This window comes from Pseudomonas sp. LBUM1674, from assembly GCF_059695635.1.
This window is the reverse complement of sequence record NZ_CP166779.1, coordinates 807,130-828,303: the sequence shown is the minus strand read 5'-3', so window position 1 is coordinate 828,303 and position 21,174 is coordinate 807,130. Positions and strand designations below refer to the sequence as shown.

Genomic DNA, 21,174 nt, shown 5'->3' with positions numbered 1-21,174 from the left:
AAAGTAATATCCAGCCATGACTGCCATCACTTCCCCCGCCTACATCGGACGCTTCGCCCCCACGCCAAGCGGCCATCTGCATTTCGGCTCGCTGGTCGCCGCACTGGCTTCGTACCTCGACGCGCGCTCGGTGGGTGGTCGCTGGCTGATGCGCATGGAAGATCTCGATCCGCCGCGGGAAGAACCCGGTGCCCAGGCGGCCATTCTCAAGGCCCTGGAAAGCTATGGGTTCGAATGGGATGGCGAGATGGTCCGACAGAGTGACCGGCACGAGGCCTACGCCGAAGTGCTCAATCGTCTGTTCAATCATGGCCTGGCCTACGCCTGCACCTGTTCGCGCAAACAACTGGAGCGCTATCACGGAATTTATCCGGGCCTGTGCCGCAACGCCGGTCACGGCACCGAAAATGCCGCGATTCGCCTGCGTGTCCCCGAGCTGGAATACCACTTCATCGACCGGGTCCAGGGTGAATTCCGCCAGCACCTGGGGCGGGAAGTCGGTGATTTCGTGATCCGCCGCCGCGACGGACTCTACGCCTATCAACTGGCGGTGGTGCTGGACGATGCCTGGCAAGGCATCACCGATATTGTCCGGGGCGCCGACCTGCTGGACTCCACCCCGCGTCAGCTCTACCTGCAAGAACTGCTTGGCCTGCCGCAACCGCGCTACCTGCATATCCCGCTGATCACCCAGCCCGACGGCAACAAGCTCGGCAAGTCCTACCGTTCGGCGCCGTTGAGCGAAGATCAGGCGACGCCCTTGTTGCTGCGGGCATTGCGCGCACTCGGACAAGACCCGGGCGCCGATCTGGCATACGCCACACCACGGGAAGTGCTGGACTGGGGCATCGCCCACTGGGATGCACTGAAGATCCCGCGCACCCCCAACTTGCCCGAAGCGCAACTACAGTGATCCCACTTGCAGTGGCGCGCCCATCCGTTACCATCGCCGCACGTTTTCGGGCACGCGCATAAAGAAGAGAGGCCGGGATGTACATCTATCGCTTGGTCCTGCTCCTGGTAGTGGGGATTTATCTGTTTTCCCCGGCCATCATGGATTGGTGGATCGACGCTACTGGCGCCTGGTATCGCCCCTATCTGCTCTGGCTGATCCTGATCGTCGTGACCTTCATCCTGCAGAGCCAAAAAGATGCCGATGAGCTTTAGCCTGACCCAGATGATCCTGATCAGCGCCGCCTACCTGGCGGTACTGTTCGGCGTCGCCTGGGTCAGCGAACGGGGCATGATCCCGCGGGCGATCATTCGCCACCCGCTGACCTACACCCTGTCGCTGGGCGTCTACGCCAGTGCCTGGGCGTTTTACGGCACGGTGGGCCTGGCCTACCAGTATGGCTATGGTTTTCTGTCCAGTTACCTCGGGGTCTCCGGGGCGTTTTTGCTGGCGCCGGTGTTGCTGTATCCGATCCTGAAGATCACCCGCACCTATCAGCTGTCTTCTCTGGCCGATTTGTTCGCGTTCCGCTTCCGCAGCACCTGGGCCGGGGCACTGACGACCATCTTCATGCTGATCGGCGTGCTGCCATTGCTGGCCTTGCAGATCCAGGCGGTGGCCGACTCCATCGGCATCCTCACCCGCGAACCAGTCCAGCATCGCGTGGCCTTGAGCTTCTGCGCCCTGATTACCTTATTCACGATTTTCTTCGGTTCGCGCCATATTGCCACCCGCGAGAAGCATGAAGGCCTGGTGTTCGCGATTGCCTTCGAATCCGTGATCAAGTTGATCGCCATTGGCGGTGTCGGCCTGTATGCCCTGTATGGCGTGTTCGACGGCCCGCAACAGCTTGAGCTTTGGCTGCTGCAAAACCAGACCGCCCTCGCCGCCCTGCATACGCCGCTACAGGAAGGACCATGGCGCACGCTGCTGCTGGTGTTCTTCGCCTCGGCGATCGTGATGCCGCACATGTATCACATGACCTTTACCGAAAACCTCAACCCGCGCTCTCTGGTGAGCGCCAGCTGGGGCCTGCCGCTGTTCCTGCTGCTGATGAGCCTGGCCGTGCCGTTGATTCTCTGGGCTGGCTTGAAACTCGGCGCCACCACCAACCCGGAATACTTCACCCTGGGCATCGGTATCGCCGCCAACAGCAAAGCCCTGGCGCTCCTCGCGTACATCGGTGGCTTGTCGGCGGCCAGCGGGCTGATCATCGTCACCACCCTGGCGCTGTCCGGGATGGCGCTGAACCACTTGGTGTTGCCGCTCTACCAGCCGCCGGCCGAAGGCAATATCTACCGCTGGCTGAAGTGGACCCGCCGGGCACTGATCGTCGCGATCATCATGGCAGGCTACGGTTTCTACCTGATGCTGGGCGCCGAGCAGGACTTGGCTAACCTTGGCATCGTCGCCTTCGTCGCCACCCTGCAATTCCTGCCGGGCGTGCTGTCGGTCCTGTACTGGCCGACCGCCAACCGCCGCGGTTTCATCGCCGGTCTGCTCGCCGGGATTCTGGTGTGGCTGGTCACCATGTTGCTGCCGCTGGTGGGCAATCTGCAGGGTTTCTATATTCCGCTGCTGAACATGATCTACGTGCTGGACGACACCAGTTGGCATATGGCGGCCATCGCGTCGCTGGCGGCCAACGTGCTGATGTTCACCCTGATTTCGCTGTTCACCAATGCCAGCGCCGAAGAGGCCAGCGCCGCCGAAGCCTGCGCCGTGGACAATGTGCGTCGCCCGCAACGCCGGGAACTGCACGCCGCCTCGCCCCAGGAGTTCGCCACGCAGCTGGCAAAACCCTTGGGCGCCAAGGCTGCACAGAAAGAAGTCGAGCAAGCCCTGCGCGACCTTTATCTGCCATTCGACGAGCGCCGGCCTTACGCCCTGCGCCGGTTGCGTGACCGAATCGAAGCCAACCTGTCCGGCCTGATGGGGCCAAGCGTGGCCCAGGACATGGTCGAAACCTTCCTGCCCTATAAGGCCGGCGGCGAAAACTACGTGACGGAAGACATCCACTTCATCGAAAGCCGGCTCGAGGATTACCATTCGCGCCTCACCGGCCTTGCCGCCGAACTCGATGCCCTGCGCCGCTACCACCGTCAGACCTTGCAGGAATTGCCGATGGGCGTCTGCTCGCTGGCCAAGGATCAGGAAATCCTCATGTGGAACAAAGCCATGGAGGAATTGACCGGGATTGCCGCACAACGTGTGGTCGGCTCGCGCCTGAGCACCATCGCCGATCCGTGGAAAGCACTGCTGCAAGGCTTCATCAATCTGCCCGACGAGCACTTGCACAAGCAGCATCTGGCCCTCGACGGCCAGACCCGCTGGCTGAACCTGCACAAAGCGGCGATCGATGAACCCCTGGCGCCGGGTAACAGTGGCCTGGTGCTGCTGGTGGAAGACCTGACCGAAACCCAGATGCTCGAAGACAAACTGGTGCACTCCGAGCGACTGGCCAGCATCGGCCGCCTGGCCGCCGGCGTGGCCCATGAAATCGGCAACCCGATCACCGGCATTGCCTGTCTGGCGCAGAACCTGCGTGAAGAGCGCGAAGAAGACAGCGAACTGAAGGAAATCAGCGGGCAGATCCTCGAACAGACCAAACGCGTGTCACGTATCGTCCAGTCGCTGATGAGCTTCGCCCACGCCGGCAGTCATCAGCACAGCGACGAGCCCGTCTGTCTGGCCGAAGTGGCTCAGGATGCCATTGGCCTGCTGGCCCTGAACCGACGCAATTTCGAAGTGCAGTTCTATAATCTGTGCGACCCCGATCATTGGGTCGAAGGTGATCCGCAGCGCCTGGCGCAAGTACTGATCAACCTGCTCTCGAACGCCCGTGACGCCTCGCCTCCCGGCAGTGCGGTGCGAGTTAAAAGCGAAGCCGGCGAACACACGGTCGATCTGATCGTGGAAGACGAAGGCAGCGGTATTCCCTCGAGCATCATGGACCGACTGTTCGAACCTTTCTTCACCACCAAGGATCCTGGCGAAGGCACCGGTCTGGGCCTTGCACTGGTCTATTCCATCGTTGAAGAGCATTATGGACAAATCACCATCGACAGCCCGGCTGATGTACAAAGCCAACGCGGCACCCGTATCCGGGTGACATTGCCGCGTCATGTCGAAGCGACGTCCGCTGTGAACTGAGACCGTCGAGAGTATCGAATCAATGCCGCACATTTTGATCGTCGAAGACGAAACAATCATCCGCTCCGCCTTGCGCCGCCTGCTGGAACGTAACCAGTACCAGGTCAGCGAAGCCGGTTCAGTGCAGGAAGCACAAGAACGCTTCACTATTCCCACGTTCGACCTGATCGTCAGTGACCTGCGCCTGCCTGGCGCACCGGGCACCGAGCTGATCAAGCTTGGCCAGGGCACGCCGGTGCTGATCATGACCAGCTACGCCAGCCTGCGTTCGGCGGTCGACTCGATGAAGATGGGCGCGGTGGATTACATCGCCAAGCCTTTCGATCATGACGAAATGCTCCAGGCCGTCGCGCGCATCCTGCGTGACCGGCAATCGGCGCAAACCAGTAGCGAACCTGTCGCTGGCAAAGCCAGCAATGGCGCGGCAAAACCGGGTATCGACAACAGCAACGGTGAGATCGGCATTATCGGCTCGTGTCCGCCCATGCAGGATCTGTACAGCAAGATCCGCAAAGTCGCGCCGACCGACTCCAATGTCCTGATCCAGGGCGAGTCCGGTACCGGTAAAGAACTGGTGGCGCGTGCCCTGCACAACCTGTCCAGACGCGCCAAGGCGCCGATGATTTCGGTGAACTGCGCAGCCATTCCGGAAAGCCTGATCGAGTCCGAACTGTTCGGCCACGAAAAAGGCGCGTTCACCGGCGCCAGCGCCGGGCGTGCGGGCCTGGTGGAAGCGGCCGATGGCGGCACCCTGTTCCTTGACGAAATCGGCGAACTGCCGCTGGAAGCCCAGGCCCGCCTGCTGCGCGTGCTGCAGGAAGGCGAAATTCGTCGGGTTGGCTCGGTGCAGTCGCAGAAGGTCGATGTACGCCTGATCGCCGCGACTCACCGGGACCTCAAGAGCCTGGCGAAGATCGGCCAGTTCCGGGAAGACTTGTACTACCGCCTCCACGTGATCGCCTTGAAACTGCCGGCCCTGCGCGAGCGCGGTGCGGACGTCAACGAAATTGCCAATGCCTTCCTGGCGCGGCAGAGCGCACGAGTCAATCGCACCGACCTGAGGTTTGCCGCGGACGCCGAGCAGGCGATTCGTCACTACTCCTGGCCGGGTAACGTTCGCGAGCTGGAAAATGCCGTCGAGCGCGCGGTCATCCTGTGCGAGAGCCCGGAGATTTCCGCCGAACTGCTGGGTATCGACATCGAGCTGAGCGATCTGGAAGAAGACGACTTCATCGGCCTGGCGCCGCAACAGGGTAACAACGCCGGGAACAACAGCCATGAGCCGACCGAAGACCTGTCACTGGAAGACTACTTCCAGCACTTCGTTCTCGAACATCAAGACCACATGACCGAAACCGAGCTGGCCCGCAAACTCGGGGTCAGTCGCAAATGCCTGTGGGAACGCCGCCAGCGCCTGGGCATTCCGCGGCGCAAGACCGGCGTCGCCAGCGAGAGCTGAACCGCAGCTGTCCGATGTGCGGGTAACACCTGACAAACGTGAAGAAACTGTTACCTCAGCTTTCTCACGTAACAGAAGCCGGGGCTTACGGTAACGAAGCCCCGGTTTTTTTGGGCCTCGAAAAACCCGCCCAGACCACGCAACCCCTTGTTTTGCTGGGGCTCACAAAAGTTGGCACGCCCCCTGCTATATGTTTGGTACAAGAACAATAACAAGCAATGCACAAGACAATAAAAATAAGACGAATCGACTCACGCACAATAAAAACAAGACGGCGAGAGGCGCAGCTAACTGATTCTTTTGGAGAGGCGTTGTATTTGGGGCATGCCCCACGACCAGGCCGAGAACAATAAAAACTGTCCTCAGACAGTGCCTGAACTGGTTGGATCGCAAGATCACTGCAACACAGCGACCAAAGCAATCCGTTTGCTCTTGGCTCCCGATTGGGAGGGTCATGAAGGAAAAACTTCATGGCGAGGGCACTCAACAAAAACAAGAAGCCCGAATCAAAAATAAAAATAGAGCATGCAACTACTTTCTTGGGGAGCTTCGGCTCCCCTTGTAGTTTCTGAGATTCAACGACCTCCTCGCACCTGCTGACTGTAGGAGCGGGCTTGCTCCGGACGGCGCTCCGACGAAAACCCGAGGGCATCGCTGGGCATCTGGTTTACCGCGTTATCGTTCACGACCTTCGCGAGCAAGCGTGCTCCAGCAGCATGCGGCTTACAGCTCATATCTGCTGTCTCCTACACCATCCCCCGACTAAATGCTAGAATCCCCGCCCATCATGCGGTCATTCTTCGTTATGGCCGAACATTCCTTCAAACAGTGCATCCCATGCTGAAGAAGCTGTTCCAGTCATTCCGTTCTCCCAAGCGTCATACGCAACACATTCGCAGCACGCCTGAAGTGCTCAACAGCGGCCAACATTCGCTGCAAAAGGCGCAGTTCAGCCGTTACGCGGTGAATATCGTCGAACGCCTGCAGAACGCCGGTTACCAGGCTTACCTGGTCGGTGGTTGTGTGCGCGACATGCTGCTCGGCATCACGCCAAAAGACTTCGACGTCGCCACCAGCGCCACACCGGAACAAGTCCGGGCCGAATTCCGCAATGCGCGGATCATCGGGCGTCGATTCAAACTGGTTCACATCCACTTTGGCCGTGAAATCATTGAAGTCGCGACCTTTCGTGCCAATCATCCGCAAAATGACGAGGAAGAAGACAGCAACCAGTCTTCTCGCAACGAGAGCGGACGCATCCTGCGCGACAACGTCTACGGCACGCTGGAAGAGGACGCGCAACGCCGCGACTTCACCATCAACGCCCTGTACTACGACCCTGTCAGCGAACGCATTCTCGATTACGCCAATGGCGTACACGACATTCGCAATCATCTGATCCGCCTGATTGGCGATCCGAAGCAACGCTACCAGGAAGACCCGGTGCGGATGTTGCGGGCCGTTCGATTTGCCGCCAAGCTGAATTTCGGCATCGAAAAACACAGCGCCGCGCCCATTCGCGAACTGGCGCCGATGCTGCGCGAGATTCCATCGGCCCGCCTGTTCGAAGAAGTGCTCAAGTTGTTCCTCTCCGGTCATGCCGCGGACACCTTCGAGATGCTGGTCGACCTGCAGTTGTTCGACCCGCTGTTCCCGGCCAGTGCGGCAGCGCTGGAATACAACCCGACGTACACCCACACGCTGATCAGTGATGCGCTGATCAATACTGACCTGCGGATCAAGCAGAACAAACCGGTGACCCCGGCGTTCCTCTTCGCTGCCTTGCTCTGGCCGGCCCTGCCGGCACGAGTCCTGCGTTTGCAGGAGCGTGGCATGCCGCCCATTCCGGCCATGCAGGAAGCGGCCCATGAGCTGATTGCCGAACAGTGCCAGCGGATCGCGATTCCGAAACGCTTCACCATGCCGATCCGCGAGATCTGGGACATGCAGGAGCGCCTGCCCCGCCGCAGTGGCAAACGTGCCGACCTGTTGCTGGACAACCCGCGCTTCCGCGCCGGTTACGACTTCCTGCTGCTGCGCGAAAGCGCCGGCGAGCAGACCGATGGCCTGGGCGAATGGTGGACGGATTATCAGGACGCCAACGACAGCGAACGTCGGGACATGATCCGCGACCTCAGCGGCAAGGATGACGGCACCGGCGCCCCGCGCAAACGTCGCCGCAGTGGTGGCGCCAAGCGCAAACGCGCAGCTGGCGCACCGAGCGCCACGGGCGAGTAATCCATGGAACGCATCTACATCGGCATGGGCAGCAACCTGGCTGACCCCGCCGAACAATTGCGCAGCGCGGTTGATGCGCTGGCACAATTGCCGCAGACCGAACTGGTCGGGGTTTCCGCGTTTTATCAAAGTGATTCACTGCTGCCCGGCCAACCGCGTTACACCAATGCGGTTGCCGCCCTCGATAGCACGCTTCCCCCGCTGGAGCTGCTGGATGCGCTACAAGCGATCGAACATGGACAGGGCCGCGAGCGCCTGGAACGTTGGGGGCCGCGTACGCTGGATCTCGACATTGTGCTGTTCGGTGATCGGCTGATCGACGAGCCTCGGCTCAAGGTGCCTCACTACCATCTGCAGGAACGGGCCTTCGTGCTGTATCCGCTGGCCGAACTGGCGCCTGTGGACTTGCGTCTGGCCGATGGCCGCAGCCTCACAGAATTACTCGCCAGCTGCCCGTTCGTCGGCCTGGAACGCCTCTCCCAAAATTGACGCCACCCCCCTGTGGGAGCGAGCTTGCTCGCGATAGCGGCCTGTTATTCAACATTGATGCTGGCTGATCCACCGCTATCGCGAGCAAGCTCGCTCCCACATTGGTTTTGTGTCGAACATGAGATCGGTAGTTGCTGAAACGCATCAGTTACCCCGGTAACACCCCACACGTAACAACGCGGTAACACACCCAATTGACTTCCCGAGTTCTCCTCACGACTATAGGCGTCCCGCTGCCGCCAATACGGCGTTAAAGGGCGCAATCCAGGCCTTCAAAGCACGACAACAGACCGTGCGCCTGTATTTAACGAAGAATCACGCGCGTTACTCGCAGTAGTTTCCACAGCGCCTGAATGAGGAACTTTTCATGCCAGCCATCACCCTGACCACGCTGCAAGGTCTCAAGCAAAAAGGTGAAAAGATCACCATGCTGACCTGCTATGACGCAACTTTCGCCCACGCTTGCAATGAAGCGGGTGTCGAAGTGCTGCTGGTGGGCGACTCCCTCGGCATGGTTTTACAGGGTCACGACAGCACCCTGCCGGTCACCACCGCTGAAATGGCTTATCACGTGGCAGCCGTCAAACGCGGCAACGCCGATGCGTTGATTCTTGCCGACCTGCCCTTCATGGCCTACGCCACCACCGAACAAGCCATGACCAACAGCGCGCTGTTGATGCAGGCCGGTGCGCACATGGTCAAGGTCGAAGGTGCCTTGTGGCTGGCGGACTCGATCCGCCTGCTGGCCGAGCGCGGCATTCCGGTCTGCGCGCACATGGGGCTGACGCCGCAGTCGGTGAACATCCTTGGCGGTTACAAAGTCCAGGGCCGCAACGAAAATCAGGCGCGGCAGATGCGTGCCGACGCAATCTCCCTCGAACAGGCCGGCGCGGCAATGCTGCTGCTCGAATGCGTGCCGAGTGAACTGGCCGAAGAAATTACCCAGGCGGTCAAGATCCCGGTGATCGGCATCGGCGCCGGCAGCGGCACCGATGGCCAGGTGCTGGTTCTGCACGACATGCTGGGCCTGTCCATCACCGGCCGCGTGCCAAAGTTCGTGAAGAACTTCATGTCTGGCCAGACCAGCATTCACGGGGCCTTGAGCGCTTACGTCGCTGAAGTCAAAGCGGCATCTTTCCCAGGTATCGAACACGGATTCTCTGCATGAACACCGTCAAAACCGTACGCGAACTGCGGGCCGCCGTAGCCCGTGCCCGCAGCGAAGGCAAACGCATCGGCTTCGTGCCGACCATGGGTAACCTGCACAGCGGTCATGTCGCGCTGATTACCAAAGCCACCCAACGGGTGGATTTCGTGGTCGCGAGCATTTTCGTCAATCCGCTGCAATTCGGCGCTGGCGAAGACCTCGACAAGTACCCCCGGACCCTCGCCGCCGACCAGGAAAAATTGCTCCAGGCCGGTTGCCATTTGCTGTTTGCGCCATCCGTCAAAGAAATGTACCCCGACGGTATCGCCGGCCAGACCCGAGTCAGTGTTCCGCAACTCTCCGAAGGTTTGTGCGGCGCCAGCCGTCCCGGGCATTTCGAAGGGGTAGCGACGGTCGTCAGCAAGTTGTTCAACATGGTCCAGCCGGACCTGGCGATTTTCGGTCAGAAAGATTTCCAGCAACTGGCGGTGATCAAATCCCTGGTCCATGACCTGAACATGCCGATCCAGATCATTGGTGAGCCGACCGTGCGTGCGGCCGACGGCCTGGCGCTGTCGTCGCGCAATGGTTTCCTCAGCGAAGAGCAGCGGGCCGTTGCGCCTGTTGTATATCGCGCACTGACCCAAGTCGCCGAGGCGATCAAACAGGGCGACCGCGATTTCCCTGCGTTGATCTCTGCGCAGATCAAGCAGCTTGAAGCGGCTGGCCTGCGTCCTGATTACCTGGAAATTCGCCATGCCCAGACATTGCGCCCGGCGACTGCGCAGGATCGGGACCTGGTGATTCTGGTGGCGGCTTTCCTCGACACCACGCGGTTGATCGACAACCTGCACCTGAACCTCGACGCGTCTGCCTGAATCACCACCATCCCCCTGTGGGAGCAAGCCCGCTCCCACATTAGATCTGCGGCTATATTCATAACGTAGTGCTTCCTCCCCTCCGTCTGTCGGACTGCTCCTCGGTTCGATGTCAAAAAAGTACCGGAAACAGGTCAGACAAAGTCAAGACAGATCACCGCGCGGGAGTTACTGTATTCGCCCTGCGCCATGAAATCGTGTCGACGCAGTTGACCGGACCGCCCACCCGCAGCGCTCCGGGATTTTTAGTGTTCAAAAGGCCGTTCAAGTAAAAAGGAAACCCGCAGCGATGGCGTACTACCGCACTCCCCACGATGTGACCGCTCTGCCCGCCTGGCAAGCGTTGAATGACCACCGCCAAGCCATGCAGGATTTCAGCATGCGCGAAGCCTTCAATGCCGATCCGCAGCGCTTTACTCAATTCACCCTCAGCAGCTGTGGTCTGTTTCTCGACTATTCGAAGAACCTGATCAACGCCCAGACCCGCGATCTGCTGGTGGGCCTGGCCAACGAAGTCGACCTCCAGGGCGCAATCAAGGCGCTGTTCGACGGCGAAATCGTCAACTCCTCGGAAGGTCGTCCGGCCTTGCATACCGCCCTGCGCCGCCCGGTGGGCGACAAGCTGTCGGTCAATGGCGTCAACGTGATGCCGGAAGTGCACAAGGTACTGAACCAGATCACCGACCTCGTGGGCCGTATTCACGATGGTCTGTGGCGCGGTTACACCGAGAAGCCGATCACTGACGTCGTGAACATCGGCATCGGTGGCTCCTTCCTCGGCCCGGAACTGGTCTCCGAAGCGCTGCTGTCCTACGCGCAGAAAGGCGTGCGCTGCCACTACCTGGCGAACATCGATGGCACCGAGTTCCACGAACTGACCATGAAGCTGCGCGCCGAGACCACGCTGTTCATTGTCTCGTCGAAGTCCTTCAACACCCTCGAAACCCTGAAGAATGCTCAGGCCGCGCGTGCCTGGTACCTGGCTCAAGGTGGCTCGGAGGCCGAGCTGTATCGTCACTTCATCGCCGTCTCCAGCAACAACGCGGCGGCCGTGGCGTTCGGTATCCGCGAAGAAAACATCTTCCCGATGTGGGATTGGGTCGGCGGGCGTTACTCGCTGTGGTCGGCCATCGGCCTGCCGATTGCCCTGGCCATCGGCATGTCGAACTTCAAGGAACTGCTGTCCGGCGCCTACACCATGGACCAGCATTTCCAGAGCGCGCCATTCGATCAGAACATGCCGGTGCTGCTGGCGTTGCTCGGCGTCTGGTACGGCAACTTCTGGGGCGCGCAGAGCCATGCGATCCTGCCGTACGACCACTACCTGCGCAACATCACCAAACACCTGCAACAGCTGGACATGGAGTCCAACGGCAAGAGCGTGCGTCAGGACGGCACTCCCGTGTCCACCGACACCGGTCCGGTGATCTGGGGTGGCGTGGGGTGCAACGGTCAGCACGCCTATCACCAGTTACTGCACCAGGGCACCCAACTGATCCCGGCCGACTTCATTGTGCCGATCGTCAGCTTCAACCCGGTGTCCGACCACCATCAGTGGCTGTACGCCAACTGCCTGTCGCAAAGCCAGGCGCTGATGCTCGGCAAGAACCGCACCGAGGCAGAAGCCGAATTGCGTGACAAGGGCGTGAGCGAAGAAGACGTGCAGAAAATCGCACCGCACAAGGTGATTCCGGGCAACCGTCCGAGCAACACCCTGGTGGTCGAGCGCATCAGCCCGCGTCGTCTTGGCGCGCTGGTGGCGATGTACGAACACAAAGTCTTCGTGCAAAGCGTGGTCTGGGGCATCAACGCCTTCGACCAGTGGGGCGTGGAGCTGGGCAAGGAGCTGGGCAAAGGCGTCTACAACCGCCTGGTCGGCAAAGAAGAAACCCCGGCTGACGATGCTTCCACCCAAGGCCTGATCAACTACTTCCGCGGTCGTCACCGCGGGTGATTTGACGCCACTCCTGCAGGAGGTACTAACCTTGTAGGAGCTGGCTTGCCAGCGAAGGCGGTGTGTCATTCGACATGTGTGTCGACTGATACGCCGCCTTCGCTGGCAAGCCAGCTCCTACGAGGGTCGTGTAGCTCCCCTCTTGTCTCAAAACAAGAATAAGGAACCGTCATGTTCGATATCAGCACGTTCCCCAAAGCCGATGCCGTCCGGCGGGCTGCTCAATTAAGTCAAGACGACTATAAGCGCCTGTACCGCCAATCCATCGAACATCCCAGCACCTTCTGGGCCGAACAGGCCACTCGTTTTCTCGACTGGAGTACGCCCTGGGACACCGTCCAGCGTTACAACCTGAAAACCGGTGAGGCCAGCTGGTTCGCCGGCGGAAAGCTGAATGTCAGTTACAACTGCATCGACCGCCACCTGGAAAAGCGCGGCGATCAGATCGCAATCATCTGGGAAGGCGACGACCCTGCTGAATCCACACAGATCACCTACAAAAAACTGCATCACAACGTCTGTCGCCTGGCCAATGTGCTCAAAAGCCGTGGCGTGAAAAAAGGCGATCGGGTATGCATTTACATGCCGATGATCCCCGAAGCGGCTTATGCCATGCTCGCCTGCACCCGGATCGGTGCGGTGCATTCGGTGGTGTTTGGAGGTTTCTCCCCGGACTCTGTGCGCGACCGTATTCTCGACGCCGACTGCCGCACCGTGATCACCGCCGATGAAGGTGTGCGCGGCGGTAAAGTCGTGCCGCTCAAGCAGAAGGTCGACAAGGCGCTGCAAAGTTGCCCGAACGTCAGCACGGTCATTGTGGTCGAGCGCACCCAGGGCGAGGTTGACTGGGTCGAAGGTCGCGATCTCTGGTATCACCAGGCGCTGCGCGACGTCAGCGACGATTGCCCGCCTGAGCCGATGGACGCCGAAGACCCGCTGTTCATCCTCTACACCTCCGGTAGCACTGGCAAACCCAAAGGCGTGCTGCACACCACGGGTGGCTATCTGCTGCAAGCGGCGATGACCTTCAAGTACGTACTCGACTTCCGCGACGACGAGGTTTTCTGGTGCACCGCCGACGTCGGCTGGGTCACCGGCCACAGCTACATCGTCTACGGTCCGCTGGCTAACGGCGCCACCACCCTGATCTTCGAAGGCGTACCCAGCTACCCGAGCAGCTCGCGCTTCTGGCAGGTCATCGACAAGCACCACGTGAACATCTTCTACACCGCACCGACCGCCCTGCGCTCGCTGATGCGCGAAGGCCTCGAGCCCTTGAAGGAAACGACCCGCGCGAGCCTCAGATTACTCGGCAGTGTCGGTGAGCCCATCAACCCGGAAGCCTGGGAATGGTACTTCAATGCCGTCGGCGAGCAGCGTTGCCCGATCGTCGACACGTGGTGGCAGACCGAAACCGGCGGCATCATGCTCAGCCCCCTGGTCAGCGCCCAACGGATCAAACCCGGCTGCGCCACGCAACCGATGTTCGGCGTGCAGCCGGTGTTGCTGGATGAAGTGGGCAAGGAGATCAAGGGTGCCGGCAGCGGCGTACTGGCGATCAAATCCAGCTGGCCGGCGCAGATTCGCAGTGTCTACGGGGACCCGCAACGGATGGTCGACACTTACTTCAAGCCTTACCCCGGCTATTACTTCACCGGCGACGGCGCGCGGCGCGACGAAGACGGCGACTACTGGATCACCGGGCGCATCGACGACGTGATCAATGTATCCGGACACCGCATCGGCACCGCCGAGGTGGAAAGCGCCCTGGTGCTGCATGACAGCATCGCCGAAGCGGCGGTGGTCGGCTATCCCCACGACGTCAAGGGCCAGGGCATCTATGCCTTTGTCACCCCCATGAACGGCACCGAACCCAACGACGAACTGAAGAAAGAATTGCTGGCGCATGTCAGCGAGGAAATCGGCAGTTTCGCCAAACCGGACTTGATCCAGTGGGCCCCGGCGTTGCCGAAAACCCGTTCGGGCAAGATCATGCGGCGGATCCTGCGCAAGATTGCCTGCAACGAGCTGGACACGTTGGGCGACACTTCGACCCTGGCTGACCCCAGCGTGGTTCAGGAGCTGGTCGATAAACGCCTGAACCAGTAACCCACCGGTATCTGTAGGAGCGAGCTTGCTCGCGATGGACGTTAACGATAACGCGCGTTGTCTGGATCAACGCGTTGCCCTCACGCTTTTCGCGAGCAAGCTCGCTCCTACAGGTCGCCATGGAATTCATCCGCAGCCGCATCGAAACCCAGATCATGAGCCTGACCGGTCTGTCCCTGGGCAAGCTCGACCTGGAAAACCCCAAGGGCGATCCCGGCCTGTTCGGACCCGATTCGGTGAGCTGGCAAGTGCATGGCGACTTCAGCAGTATGCTGATCGGCGGCATCAGTGCCCTGATGCTGCAAGCCCTGCATCCACTGGCCCTGGCCGGGGTCTGGGACCATTCGAATTTTCGCCAGGATATGCTCGGCCGCTTGCGTCGCACCGGGCAATTCATTTCCGGCACCACGTTCGGTTCGCGAAAGGACGCCGACTGGCTGATCGAGAAAGTCCGCACCATCCACCTGCAAGTGACCGGCACTGCCCCTGATGGCCGGCCTTATGCCGCCAGCGACCCCGGGCTGCTGACCTGGGTACACGTGGCCGAGGTCAGCAATTTCCTCGCCGCGCACCTGCGTTACCGCAACCCGAAGCTGTCCCTGGCCGATCAGGATCGCTATTACGCCGAAATCGCCATGGTTGCAGAGCGTCTGGGCGCACGTGATGTACCCCGGTCACGACGGGACATTGCCGATTACCTTGAGCACATGCGCCCACAACTGCTGTGCGACGAGCGCAGTCGAGAAGTGTTGCGGCTGCTGTTGGACGCCCCCGCCCCCAGCCGCCTGGCCAAGCCTTTCGGCGGCTTGATGATGCAGGCCGGGATTGACCTGCTGCCGGACTGGGCCAGCGACATGTTGGGTGTGAACCAGGGCCCGCTGCAACGAAAGTTGATCCGCGCCAGCGTCAATCGCAGTGCACCGATGTTGCGCTGGGCGGTGCGTAATGGGTCGGTGCAGCGGGCCAGGCGACGGATGGGGTTGCTGAGTTAACCCTTCTTTGTGGGAGCGTGGCTTGTCCGCGACGGTCGCACCACGGTTCATCTGACGAATCGCGTTATCCTTCATCGCGGGCAAGCCACGCTCCCACAGGTTCTTCATGGCTCAAGCTGTTAAACTCCCGCGCCAAATTCCCCCTGCAAGGCGCCCAGCATGTCTTCCTTGAATCAGGCGCTGCGCGCCGCCCTCGATCGTCGCCAGGACCTGCTCGCCGAGCTGCACCAGCAGGGCACCGATTGCTATCGGCTGTTCCATGGCAGCCAGGAAGGCGCTGGCGGCCTGACCATCGACCGCTACGGCCCGCAACTGCTGGTGCAAAGCTTTCACCAGCCCCTGGAGCGGGATGCCCTGCTGCAACTGCACGACACCGTCAATCAGCACCTCGGCCTCGACACCCTGCTGGTGTACAACGACCGCTCCCGGGGTCACTCGCGCATCGACCGCGAAGACACGGTCTACCGCGCCGATGAAGCCGCCCTGCAAGACCTGATCGGCCATGAATGGGGCCTGAACTATAGGGTTCGCGGTCGCCATCCAGGCCAGGACCCACTGCTGTTCCTCGATCTGCGCAACACCCGGGGCTGGGTCAAGGCGCACAGCCAAGACAAAACGGTGTTGAACCTGTTCGCCTATACCTGCGGCGTCGGTTTGAGCGCCGCAGCCGGTGGCGCCCGCGAGGTGTGCAACCTGGACTTTGCCGAAGGCAACCTGGCGGTCGGTCGCGAGAACGGTCTGCTCAATCCGCAATTGCCGACCATGCAATTTATCCAGTCCGACTACTTCCCGGCGATCCGGCAGTTGGCCGGCCTGCCCATCAGCCAGCGTCGCGGGCAGAAACTGCCGAGCTATCAGCGTGTGGAACCGCGCCAGTACGATCTGGTGCTACTGGATCCGCCGGCCTGGGCCAAGAGCGCATTCGGCACCGTCGACCTGCTGCGCGACTACCAGAGCCTGCTGAAACCGGCGTTGTTGACCACCGCCGACGATGGCGTGCTGATCTGCTGCAACAACCTGGCAAAAGTCAGCATGGACGACTGGCGCGAACAGGTTTTGCGGTGTGCCGAGAAAGCCGGGCGTCCGGTGCGTGAGTGGACAGTGATGAAACCGGGCGGCGATTTTCCGTCCATGGATCAACAGCCGCCGCTGAAAACGCTGATCCTGCAGTTCTGAGATTCAGCAATAGCGTAAAACAAATCCTGAAAGCGCAGTGACTTCGGAACCAGAATCGCGTGCCATACTCCAAGGCACTCCGATTCAGACAAATGAAGCCGCACATGCCCAAAGGATTGATTCGCGCCATTGGCGCTCTGTTGACCGCGCTGGCCCTCTACAGCCTATTGGGGTTTCTGATTTTGCCGGGTATCGCGTTGCGGGTGGCCAACCAGCAGCTGGCCAACTACGCAACGACACCCGCCACGATCCAGCGGATCGAGCTCAACCCGTTCAGCCTTGAAGTCACCCTCTGGGGCCTGGTCATTGGCGAGCCGGGCAAGGAACAGGTCGGCTTCGAGCGGCTGTATGCCAATCTGCAGATCGACAGCCTCTGGACCAAGGCGCTGCACCTGTCCGATATCGAACTGGACAAACCCAAGACCGAAATCCTCTTCGGCAAGGACGGCAAGCTCAACCTTTTGGGATTGTTCAAACTGCCCGCCAGCGAGCCGACGCCGGCCGACCCGGATGCCAACCCCTTCCCCTTGCGGGTCGAGCGCATCAGACTGGCTGACGGTTACGTGCACTTTCAGGATGCACGCCCCAGCGAGCCCATCGAATTCCTCTACGACAAACTCGACTTCGAGCTGAAGAACCTCAGCACGCTGCCCGAAGACAGTGCCGACATGACGTTGATGGCCGTCGGCCCGGGAGGTGGACAGCTCGACTGGACCGGCAACTTCAGCCTGATCCCGATTGCCTCTGAAGGTAAGCTGAAGATCACCGATGGCAAGATGAAAGCCTTTTGGCCCTATGTACGTGACGCGGTGCCACTGGTGCTCGAAGACGGCGTCATTGACCTCAGCACCGACTATAAGCTCAACTTGTCCAAGGAAACCGAACTGCTGCTGAGCAATGTTGCGGTCAGTATCGCGCCATTTGCCATCAAGGCACCGGACGGTCGGCCGCTGGCGAAACTGGCGCGCCTGGACGTCAGCGACACCACGGTGGACCTGGCCAAGCAGCAAGTCGTGGTCGGCAAGATCCGCAGCAATAAACTGGAAACCTGGGCGGCCCTGGAAGCGGACGGACAACTCGATTGGCAGAAGCTGTTCGCCAGCCAACCGTCCAAAGCGGCGGTCAAAGCCAACGCCGAACCGGCGAGTGCTCCAGCCGCCGCCGATTCCCCCAAGCCTGAACCTGCTCCGCCGAGCAAGCCGTGGCAGGTGCTGCTCAAAGACGTGCAACTGCGCGATTACCAGGTGCATCTGGCTGACCGCAAGGCACAACCGCCCGTAGCCCTGGACGTCGGCCCGCTGAACCTGGACCTGCAGAACTTCGACAGCCTCAATGGCTCGCCCTTCAACCTCAAGCTCGATACGGGCGTGGGCAAGCAAGGCAAGATCATGGCGGACGGCGAGGTCAACCTGGCTCCGGTCAGCGCCAGACTGAACGTGCACACCAAGGACATCGACTTGCGGGTCGCGCAGTCCTACATCAACCCGTTCATTCGCCTCGAACTGCGCAGCGGCATGCTCGGCAGTGAGCTGGCAGTCGATTTGAAAAGCACCGAGCCGCTGGCGTTCAGCGTCACCGGGCGCGCTCAGGTCGATCAGTTGCATACCCTCGACACCCTGAAAACCCGCGACTTCCTCAAGTGGCAGCAACTGGTGCTCGAAGGCCTGAACTATCAGCACGGCGACAGCCTGTCGATCGACAAGGTCAACCTGTTCCAGCCCTATGCGCGCTTCATGATCAACGACGACCGCACCACTAACGTCGATGACCTGCTGATCCCGCAACCGCCTGACTCCGGCGCCAAAACCGCCGCCGCCAAACCCGCCGGCAAAGACAAACCACTGGGCATCCACATTGGCGGCATTGCCATCAATGACGGCTCGGCCAACTTCGCCGACTTCAGCCTGACGCCGAACTTCGCCACTGTCATTCAACAGCTCAATGGACAGATCGGCACCATCGACAGTCGCCAGGCGAAACCGGCCAGTGTCGACATCAAAGGCAAGGTCGACCGCTATGCACCGGTGACCATCAAGGGCTCGGTCAACCCGTTCGACCCGATGGCCAGCCTCGACATCGCCACCAGTTTCAAACGGGTGGAACTGACGACCCTGACGCCCTACTCCGGCAAATTCGCCGGCTACCGCATCCGCAAGGGCCGGCTCAATCTCGACCTGCATTACCTGATCACCAAAGGCCAGCTCAAGGCCGACAACAAGGTGGTGGTCGAGCAGCTGCAACTGGGTGAAAAGGTCGACAGTCCGGATGCGGTAAGCCTGCCCTTGAAACTCGCCATCGCGTTGCTCAAGGACGTCGACGGCAAGATTTCCATCGAGCTGCCGGTGACCGGTGACCTGAACAATCCACAGTTCAGCGTCATGCCTATTATCTGGCAGACTCTGCGCAACCTGATCGTCAAGGCCGCCGCCGCACCCTTCAAAATGATTGGTGGCCTGGTCAGTGGCGGTGGTTCGCAAGATCTGGGCACTGTCTCGTTTGCACCGGGTTCCAGCGACCTGAGCAAGGAGGCCGAGGGCTCGTTGATCAAACTGTCCCAGGCGCTCAAGGAACGTCCGGCCCTGCGCCTGGAGATCGAAGGGACTGCTGCGCAAAGCAGCGATGGCCCGCTGATTGCCGAGCAACGCCTGGAACGGGAATACAAGTACAACTACTACAAAATGCTGCAGCGCCGTGGTGACAAGGTGCCGGCTAACGCCGCGCTGGTGGAAGTACCGGACAGCGAGAAAGGTCCGCTGCTGGAAGGCATTTACCGCACGCGCCTGAAGACTCAGCCCCCCGCCGAATGGAAGGATCTGGGCAAGGAAGAACGCACCGCGAAAATGCGTGAGGGCGTGATCAAATTCTGGAGTACCAGCGACGTGTTGTTGCGGCAGCTGGGTCAGGATCGCGCCAGCAGCATCAAGGATTATCTGGTCGACAAGGCTCAACTGGCCGACGAGCGCGTGTACTTCGTCGACGCCAGCCTGGGTCAGGCGGAAAGTGACGGTCGGGTGATTACGCCACTGCACCTGGACGCCGAATGATGCTCAGACGATTGCTGACAGGCCTGGCCCTGGCGCTGGCCGCGAGTCACGCCTGCGCCGCTGAGACCCTGCGCTGCGGCAGTCAATTGATCAGCGTCGGGGACAGGTCCGGCGAGGTGCTGCAGAAATGCGGTGAACCGGTCAGCCGTGATCTGCTGGGCTACAAACGCAGCGCCGACCGACGGGAAGAGTTCCAGGTCGAGGAATGGACCTACGGGCCCAACGGCGGGATGTACCAGTACCTGCGGTTTGAAGGTAATCGTTTGAAGCAGATCACCAGCAAACGCGGTAATTAGGCACGACATAAATCTTTGTAGGAGCAAGCTTGCTCCTACAGTTGTTTTGGGACGCCCATAATAGAACAGGCCCCGGACACGAATGTCCGAGGCCTGTAACGGCCACGTCCTTGTGGCCTTTCGCATGAACTCTCAAGTTGCGGCAGACGCATGACTCGGCTCGTCTACCGCGCCTTCTCCCGGTCCAGGCGAGAAGTCTTGCCTTACTCGGCTTTCAGGCCGTCAGCGGAGACCGCTTTGACGCCTTTGATTTTCTTGGCGATAGCCACGGCGACGTCTTTCTGAGATTCAGTCACTGCGGTGGTAGACGACAGGGAAACAACACCTTTGTTGGTTTCAACCTTGATGTCAGTACCAGGAATGCCTTTTTCGGTGACCAGGTCTGCTTTGACTTTGGTGGTGATCCAGGTATCGGAAGTGGCTTCTTTGGCTTCGGTGACTTCACCGGCAGCCAGCACCATTGGCGCTTGAGTGGCTTGAGTCTGGGCAAATGCAGCGTTGGCCAGGGTCAGGGTCAGCGCGGTAGCAGCAGCGGCAGTGATAGCGAACTTCTTCATACGAGTAACTCCTGTTTTTTCATAAAGTCTGCTGCGTGTCTTGTCAGCAGGGTTACTGGGTATATTGCGAACGCTATGCCAACTTTGAGACAGCCAATAAGTCTTTATAAATCAACAACTTAATAATCCTCTCAATTTTCGGAATCATGCAAAATGCATGACTTCGAAATTATCTACATGCAAGTTGCGGGTTTTGGCGTGGGCCTAAGGCCATGAATTGTCGGGATTTTTCTGTTTTGTAGAGAAGTCGCGCGTCATTAATAAAAAACCCGCATCGTGGGACGCGGGTTTTGATCAACCTAACCGACAATCACATCAAACGCCCTTGCAACCTTTAGGCGCATATTCCTGTTCGACTGTTGTCCCACACGTCCACCCTCCCGTCATCGTCCGTGAGAGTGTGATGGTTTTGTTGAGTACCTGACCCGGCGCATTAAGAATGACGCAACCAATAGTGCCCACTCCACTGGAAGCCGTTCCCGAAGCGGTAATGGTGCAGTTACCTGTAGTGCCCGTTCCACCGATCGACGTAATCGACGGATCCGTGCCCTGATTAATAATGTCTTCAAATGGCACTTTCAATGCAGCTATCTCGGCCATACTCGCAGTAACCTTAGCCCTTGCCTGATACTTGGCATATTGCGGCAACGCAAACGTCGCCAAAATCCCGATGATCGCCACCACGATCAGCAGTTCGATAAGCGTAAAACCTTTCTGAGTATTCATAGAC

The 21,174-nt window shown here is 60.1% G+C and carries 16 protein-coding genes; 14 read left to right on the top strand and 2 right to left on the bottom strand.

Annotation, left to right across the window (positions count from 1 at the left end; translation table 11 throughout):
• Positions 1 to 16: 16 nt before the first annotated feature.
• The 14 genes from gluQRS (at position 17) to ACA067_RS03720 (ending at position 19,887) form a co-directional block, all read left to right on the top strand.
• Positions 17 to 913 (top strand): tRNA glutamyl-Q(34) synthetase GluQRS, encoded by an 897-nt coding sequence (gene gluQRS / locus ACA067_RS03785; RefSeq protein ID WP_497460665.1) that lies wholly within the window; start codon positions 17 to 19, stop codon positions 911 to 913.
• 77 nt (positions 914 to 990) lie between these two features.
• Positions 991 to 1,167: a hypothetical protein gene (locus ACA067_RS03780; RefSeq protein WP_003176118.1), complete on the top strand. Its 177-nt coding sequence runs from the start codon at positions 991 to 993 to the stop codon at positions 1,165 to 1,167.
• Positions 1,151 to 4,105, top strand: a complete 2,955-nt coding sequence (locus tag ACA067_RS03775; protein WP_497460664.1) for a sensor histidine kinase — start codon at positions 1,151 to 1,153, stop codon at positions 4,103 to 4,105. The genes ACA067_RS03780 and ACA067_RS03775 overlap by 17 nt, the downstream gene beginning before the upstream one ends.
• 22 nt (positions 4,106 to 4,127) lie before the next feature.
• Positions 4,128 to 5,564, top strand: coding sequence for a sigma-54-dependent transcriptional regulator (locus tag ACA067_RS03770; protein WP_497460663.1), 1,437 nt, complete (start codon positions 4,128 to 4,130; stop codon positions 5,562 to 5,564).
• Between the two features lie 837 nt (positions 5,565 to 6,401).
• Positions 6,402 to 7,802: a polynucleotide adenylyltransferase PcnB gene (locus ACA067_RS03765; RefSeq protein WP_497460662.1), complete on the top strand. Its 1,401-nt coding sequence runs from the start codon at positions 6,402 to 6,404 to the stop codon at positions 7,800 to 7,802.
• A 3-nt stretch (positions 7,803 to 7,805) separates the two neighbouring features.
• On the top strand, positions 7,806 to 8,291 hold the full coding sequence (gene folK, locus ACA067_RS03760; RefSeq protein ID WP_497460661.1) for a 2-amino-4-hydroxy-6-hydroxymethyldihydropteridine diphosphokinase: 486 nt from the start codon (positions 7,806 to 7,808) through the stop codon (positions 8,289 to 8,291).
• A gap of 367 nt (positions 8,292 to 8,658) precedes the next feature.
• Positions 8,659 to 9,459 (top strand): 3-methyl-2-oxobutanoate hydroxymethyltransferase, encoded by an 801-nt coding sequence (gene panB, locus ACA067_RS03755; protein ID WP_497460660.1) that lies wholly within the window; start codon positions 8,659 to 8,661, stop codon positions 9,457 to 9,459.
• Positions 9,456 to 10,316 carry a pantoate--beta-alanine ligase gene (gene panC / locus ACA067_RS03750; RefSeq protein ID WP_497460659.1) on the top strand — a complete coding sequence of 287 codons (861 nt, stop codon included), beginning with the start codon at positions 9,456 to 9,458 and terminating at the stop codon, positions 10,314 to 10,316. Before panB ends, panC begins: the two co-directional genes overlap by 4 nt.
• Positions 10,317 to 10,605: 289 nt before the next feature.
• The gene (gene pgi / locus ACA067_RS03745) at positions 10,606 to 12,270 is read left to right on the top strand and encodes a glucose-6-phosphate isomerase (RefSeq protein WP_497460658.1); all 1,665 of its coding nucleotides are present in this window, start codon (positions 10,606 to 10,608) and stop codon (positions 12,268 to 12,270) included.
• A 171-nt stretch (positions 12,271 to 12,441) separates the two neighbouring features.
• On the top strand, positions 12,442 to 14,379 hold the full coding sequence (gene acs, locus ACA067_RS03740; RefSeq protein ID WP_497460657.1) for an acetate--CoA ligase: 1,938 nt from the start codon (positions 12,442 to 12,444) through the stop codon (positions 14,377 to 14,379).
• Between the two features lie 119 nt (positions 14,380 to 14,498).
• Positions 14,499 to 15,371: an oxygenase MpaB family protein gene (locus ACA067_RS03735; protein WP_497460656.1), complete on the top strand. Its 873-nt coding sequence runs from the start codon at positions 14,499 to 14,501 to the stop codon at positions 15,369 to 15,371.
• A gap of 159 nt (positions 15,372 to 15,530) precedes the next feature.
• Positions 15,531 to 16,547, top strand: a complete 1,017-nt coding sequence (locus ACA067_RS03730; protein WP_497460655.1) for a class I SAM-dependent rRNA methyltransferase — start codon at positions 15,531 to 15,533, stop codon at positions 16,545 to 16,547.
• A gap of 92 nt (positions 16,548 to 16,639) precedes the next feature.
• Complete coding sequence (locus ACA067_RS03725) at positions 16,640 to 19,591, top strand: DUF748 domain-containing protein (RefSeq protein ID WP_497460654.1); 2,952 nt, start codon at positions 16,640 to 16,642, stop codon at positions 19,589 to 19,591.
• Complete coding sequence (locus tag ACA067_RS03720; protein WP_497462724.1) at positions 19,591 to 19,887, top strand: DUF2845 domain-containing protein; 297 nt, start codon at positions 19,591 to 19,593, stop codon at positions 19,885 to 19,887. The genes ACA067_RS03725 and ACA067_RS03720 overlap by 1 nt, the downstream gene beginning before the upstream one ends.
• Before the next feature lie 203 nt (positions 19,888 to 20,090).
• On the opposite strand, the gene ACA067_RS03715 is transcribed toward ACA067_RS03720, so the two are convergent.
• Together ACA067_RS03715 and ACA067_RS03710 are read right to left on the bottom strand one after the other, a co-directional pair.
• Positions 20,091 to 20,444 (bottom strand): BON domain-containing protein, encoded by a 354-nt coding sequence (locus ACA067_RS03715; RefSeq protein WP_497460653.1) that lies wholly within the window; start codon positions 20,442 to 20,444, stop codon positions 20,091 to 20,093.
• A 315-nt stretch (positions 20,445 to 20,759) separates the two neighbouring features.
• Complete coding sequence (locus ACA067_RS03710) at positions 20,760 to 21,170, bottom strand: pilin (protein WP_497460652.1); 411 nt, start codon at positions 21,168 to 21,170, stop codon at positions 20,760 to 20,762.
• Positions 21,171 to 21,174: the final 4 nt, after the last annotated feature.

Bases quoted from the DNA above. Each gene is read 5' to 3' on its own strand.
- gluQRS (WP_497460665.1), top strand. From the start codon at position 17: ATGACTGCCATCACTTCCCCCGCCTACATCGGACGCTTCGCCCCCACG.
- ACA067_RS03780 (WP_003176118.1), top strand. From the start codon at position 991: ATGTACATCTATCGCTTGGTCCTGCTCCTGGTAGTGGGGATTTATCTG.
- ACA067_RS03775 (WP_497460664.1), top strand. From the start codon at position 1,151: ATGCCGATGAGCTTTAGCCTGACCCAGATGATCCTGATCAGCGCCGCC.
- ACA067_RS03770 (WP_497460663.1), top strand. From the start codon at position 4,128: ATGCCGCACATTTTGATCGTCGAAGACGAAACAATCATCCGCTCCGCC.
- ACA067_RS03765 (WP_497460662.1), top strand. From the start codon at position 6,402: ATGCTGAAGAAGCTGTTCCAGTCATTCCGTTCTCCCAAGCGTCATACG.
- folK (WP_497460661.1), top strand. From the start codon at position 7,806: ATGGAACGCATCTACATCGGCATGGGCAGCAACCTGGCTGACCCCGCC.
- panB (WP_497460660.1), top strand. From the start codon at position 8,659: ATGCCAGCCATCACCCTGACCACGCTGCAAGGTCTCAAGCAAAAAGGT.
- panC (WP_497460659.1), top strand. From the start codon at position 9,456: ATGAACACCGTCAAAACCGTACGCGAACTGCGGGCCGCCGTAGCCCGT.
- pgi (WP_497460658.1), top strand. From the start codon at position 10,606: ATGGCGTACTACCGCACTCCCCACGATGTGACCGCTCTGCCCGCCTGG.
- acs (WP_497460657.1), top strand. From the start codon at position 12,442: ATGTTCGATATCAGCACGTTCCCCAAAGCCGATGCCGTCCGGCGGGCT.
- ACA067_RS03735 (WP_497460656.1), top strand. From the start codon at position 14,499: ATGGAATTCATCCGCAGCCGCATCGAAACCCAGATCATGAGCCTGACC.
- ACA067_RS03730 (WP_497460655.1), top strand. From the start codon at position 15,531: ATGTCTTCCTTGAATCAGGCGCTGCGCGCCGCCCTCGATCGTCGCCAG.
- ACA067_RS03725 (WP_497460654.1), top strand. From the start codon at position 16,640: ATGAAGCCGCACATGCCCAAAGGATTGATTCGCGCCATTGGCGCTCTG.
- ACA067_RS03720 (WP_497462724.1), top strand. From the start codon at position 19,591: ATGCTCAGACGATTGCTGACAGGCCTGGCCCTGGCGCTGGCCGCGAGT.
- ACA067_RS03715 (WP_497460653.1), bottom strand. From the start codon at position 20,444: ATGAAGAAGTTCGCTATCACTGCCGCTGCTGCTACCGCGCTGACCCTG.
- ACA067_RS03710 (WP_497460652.1), bottom strand. From the start codon at position 21,170: ATGAATACTCAGAAAGGTTTTACGCTTATCGAACTGCTGATCGTGGTG.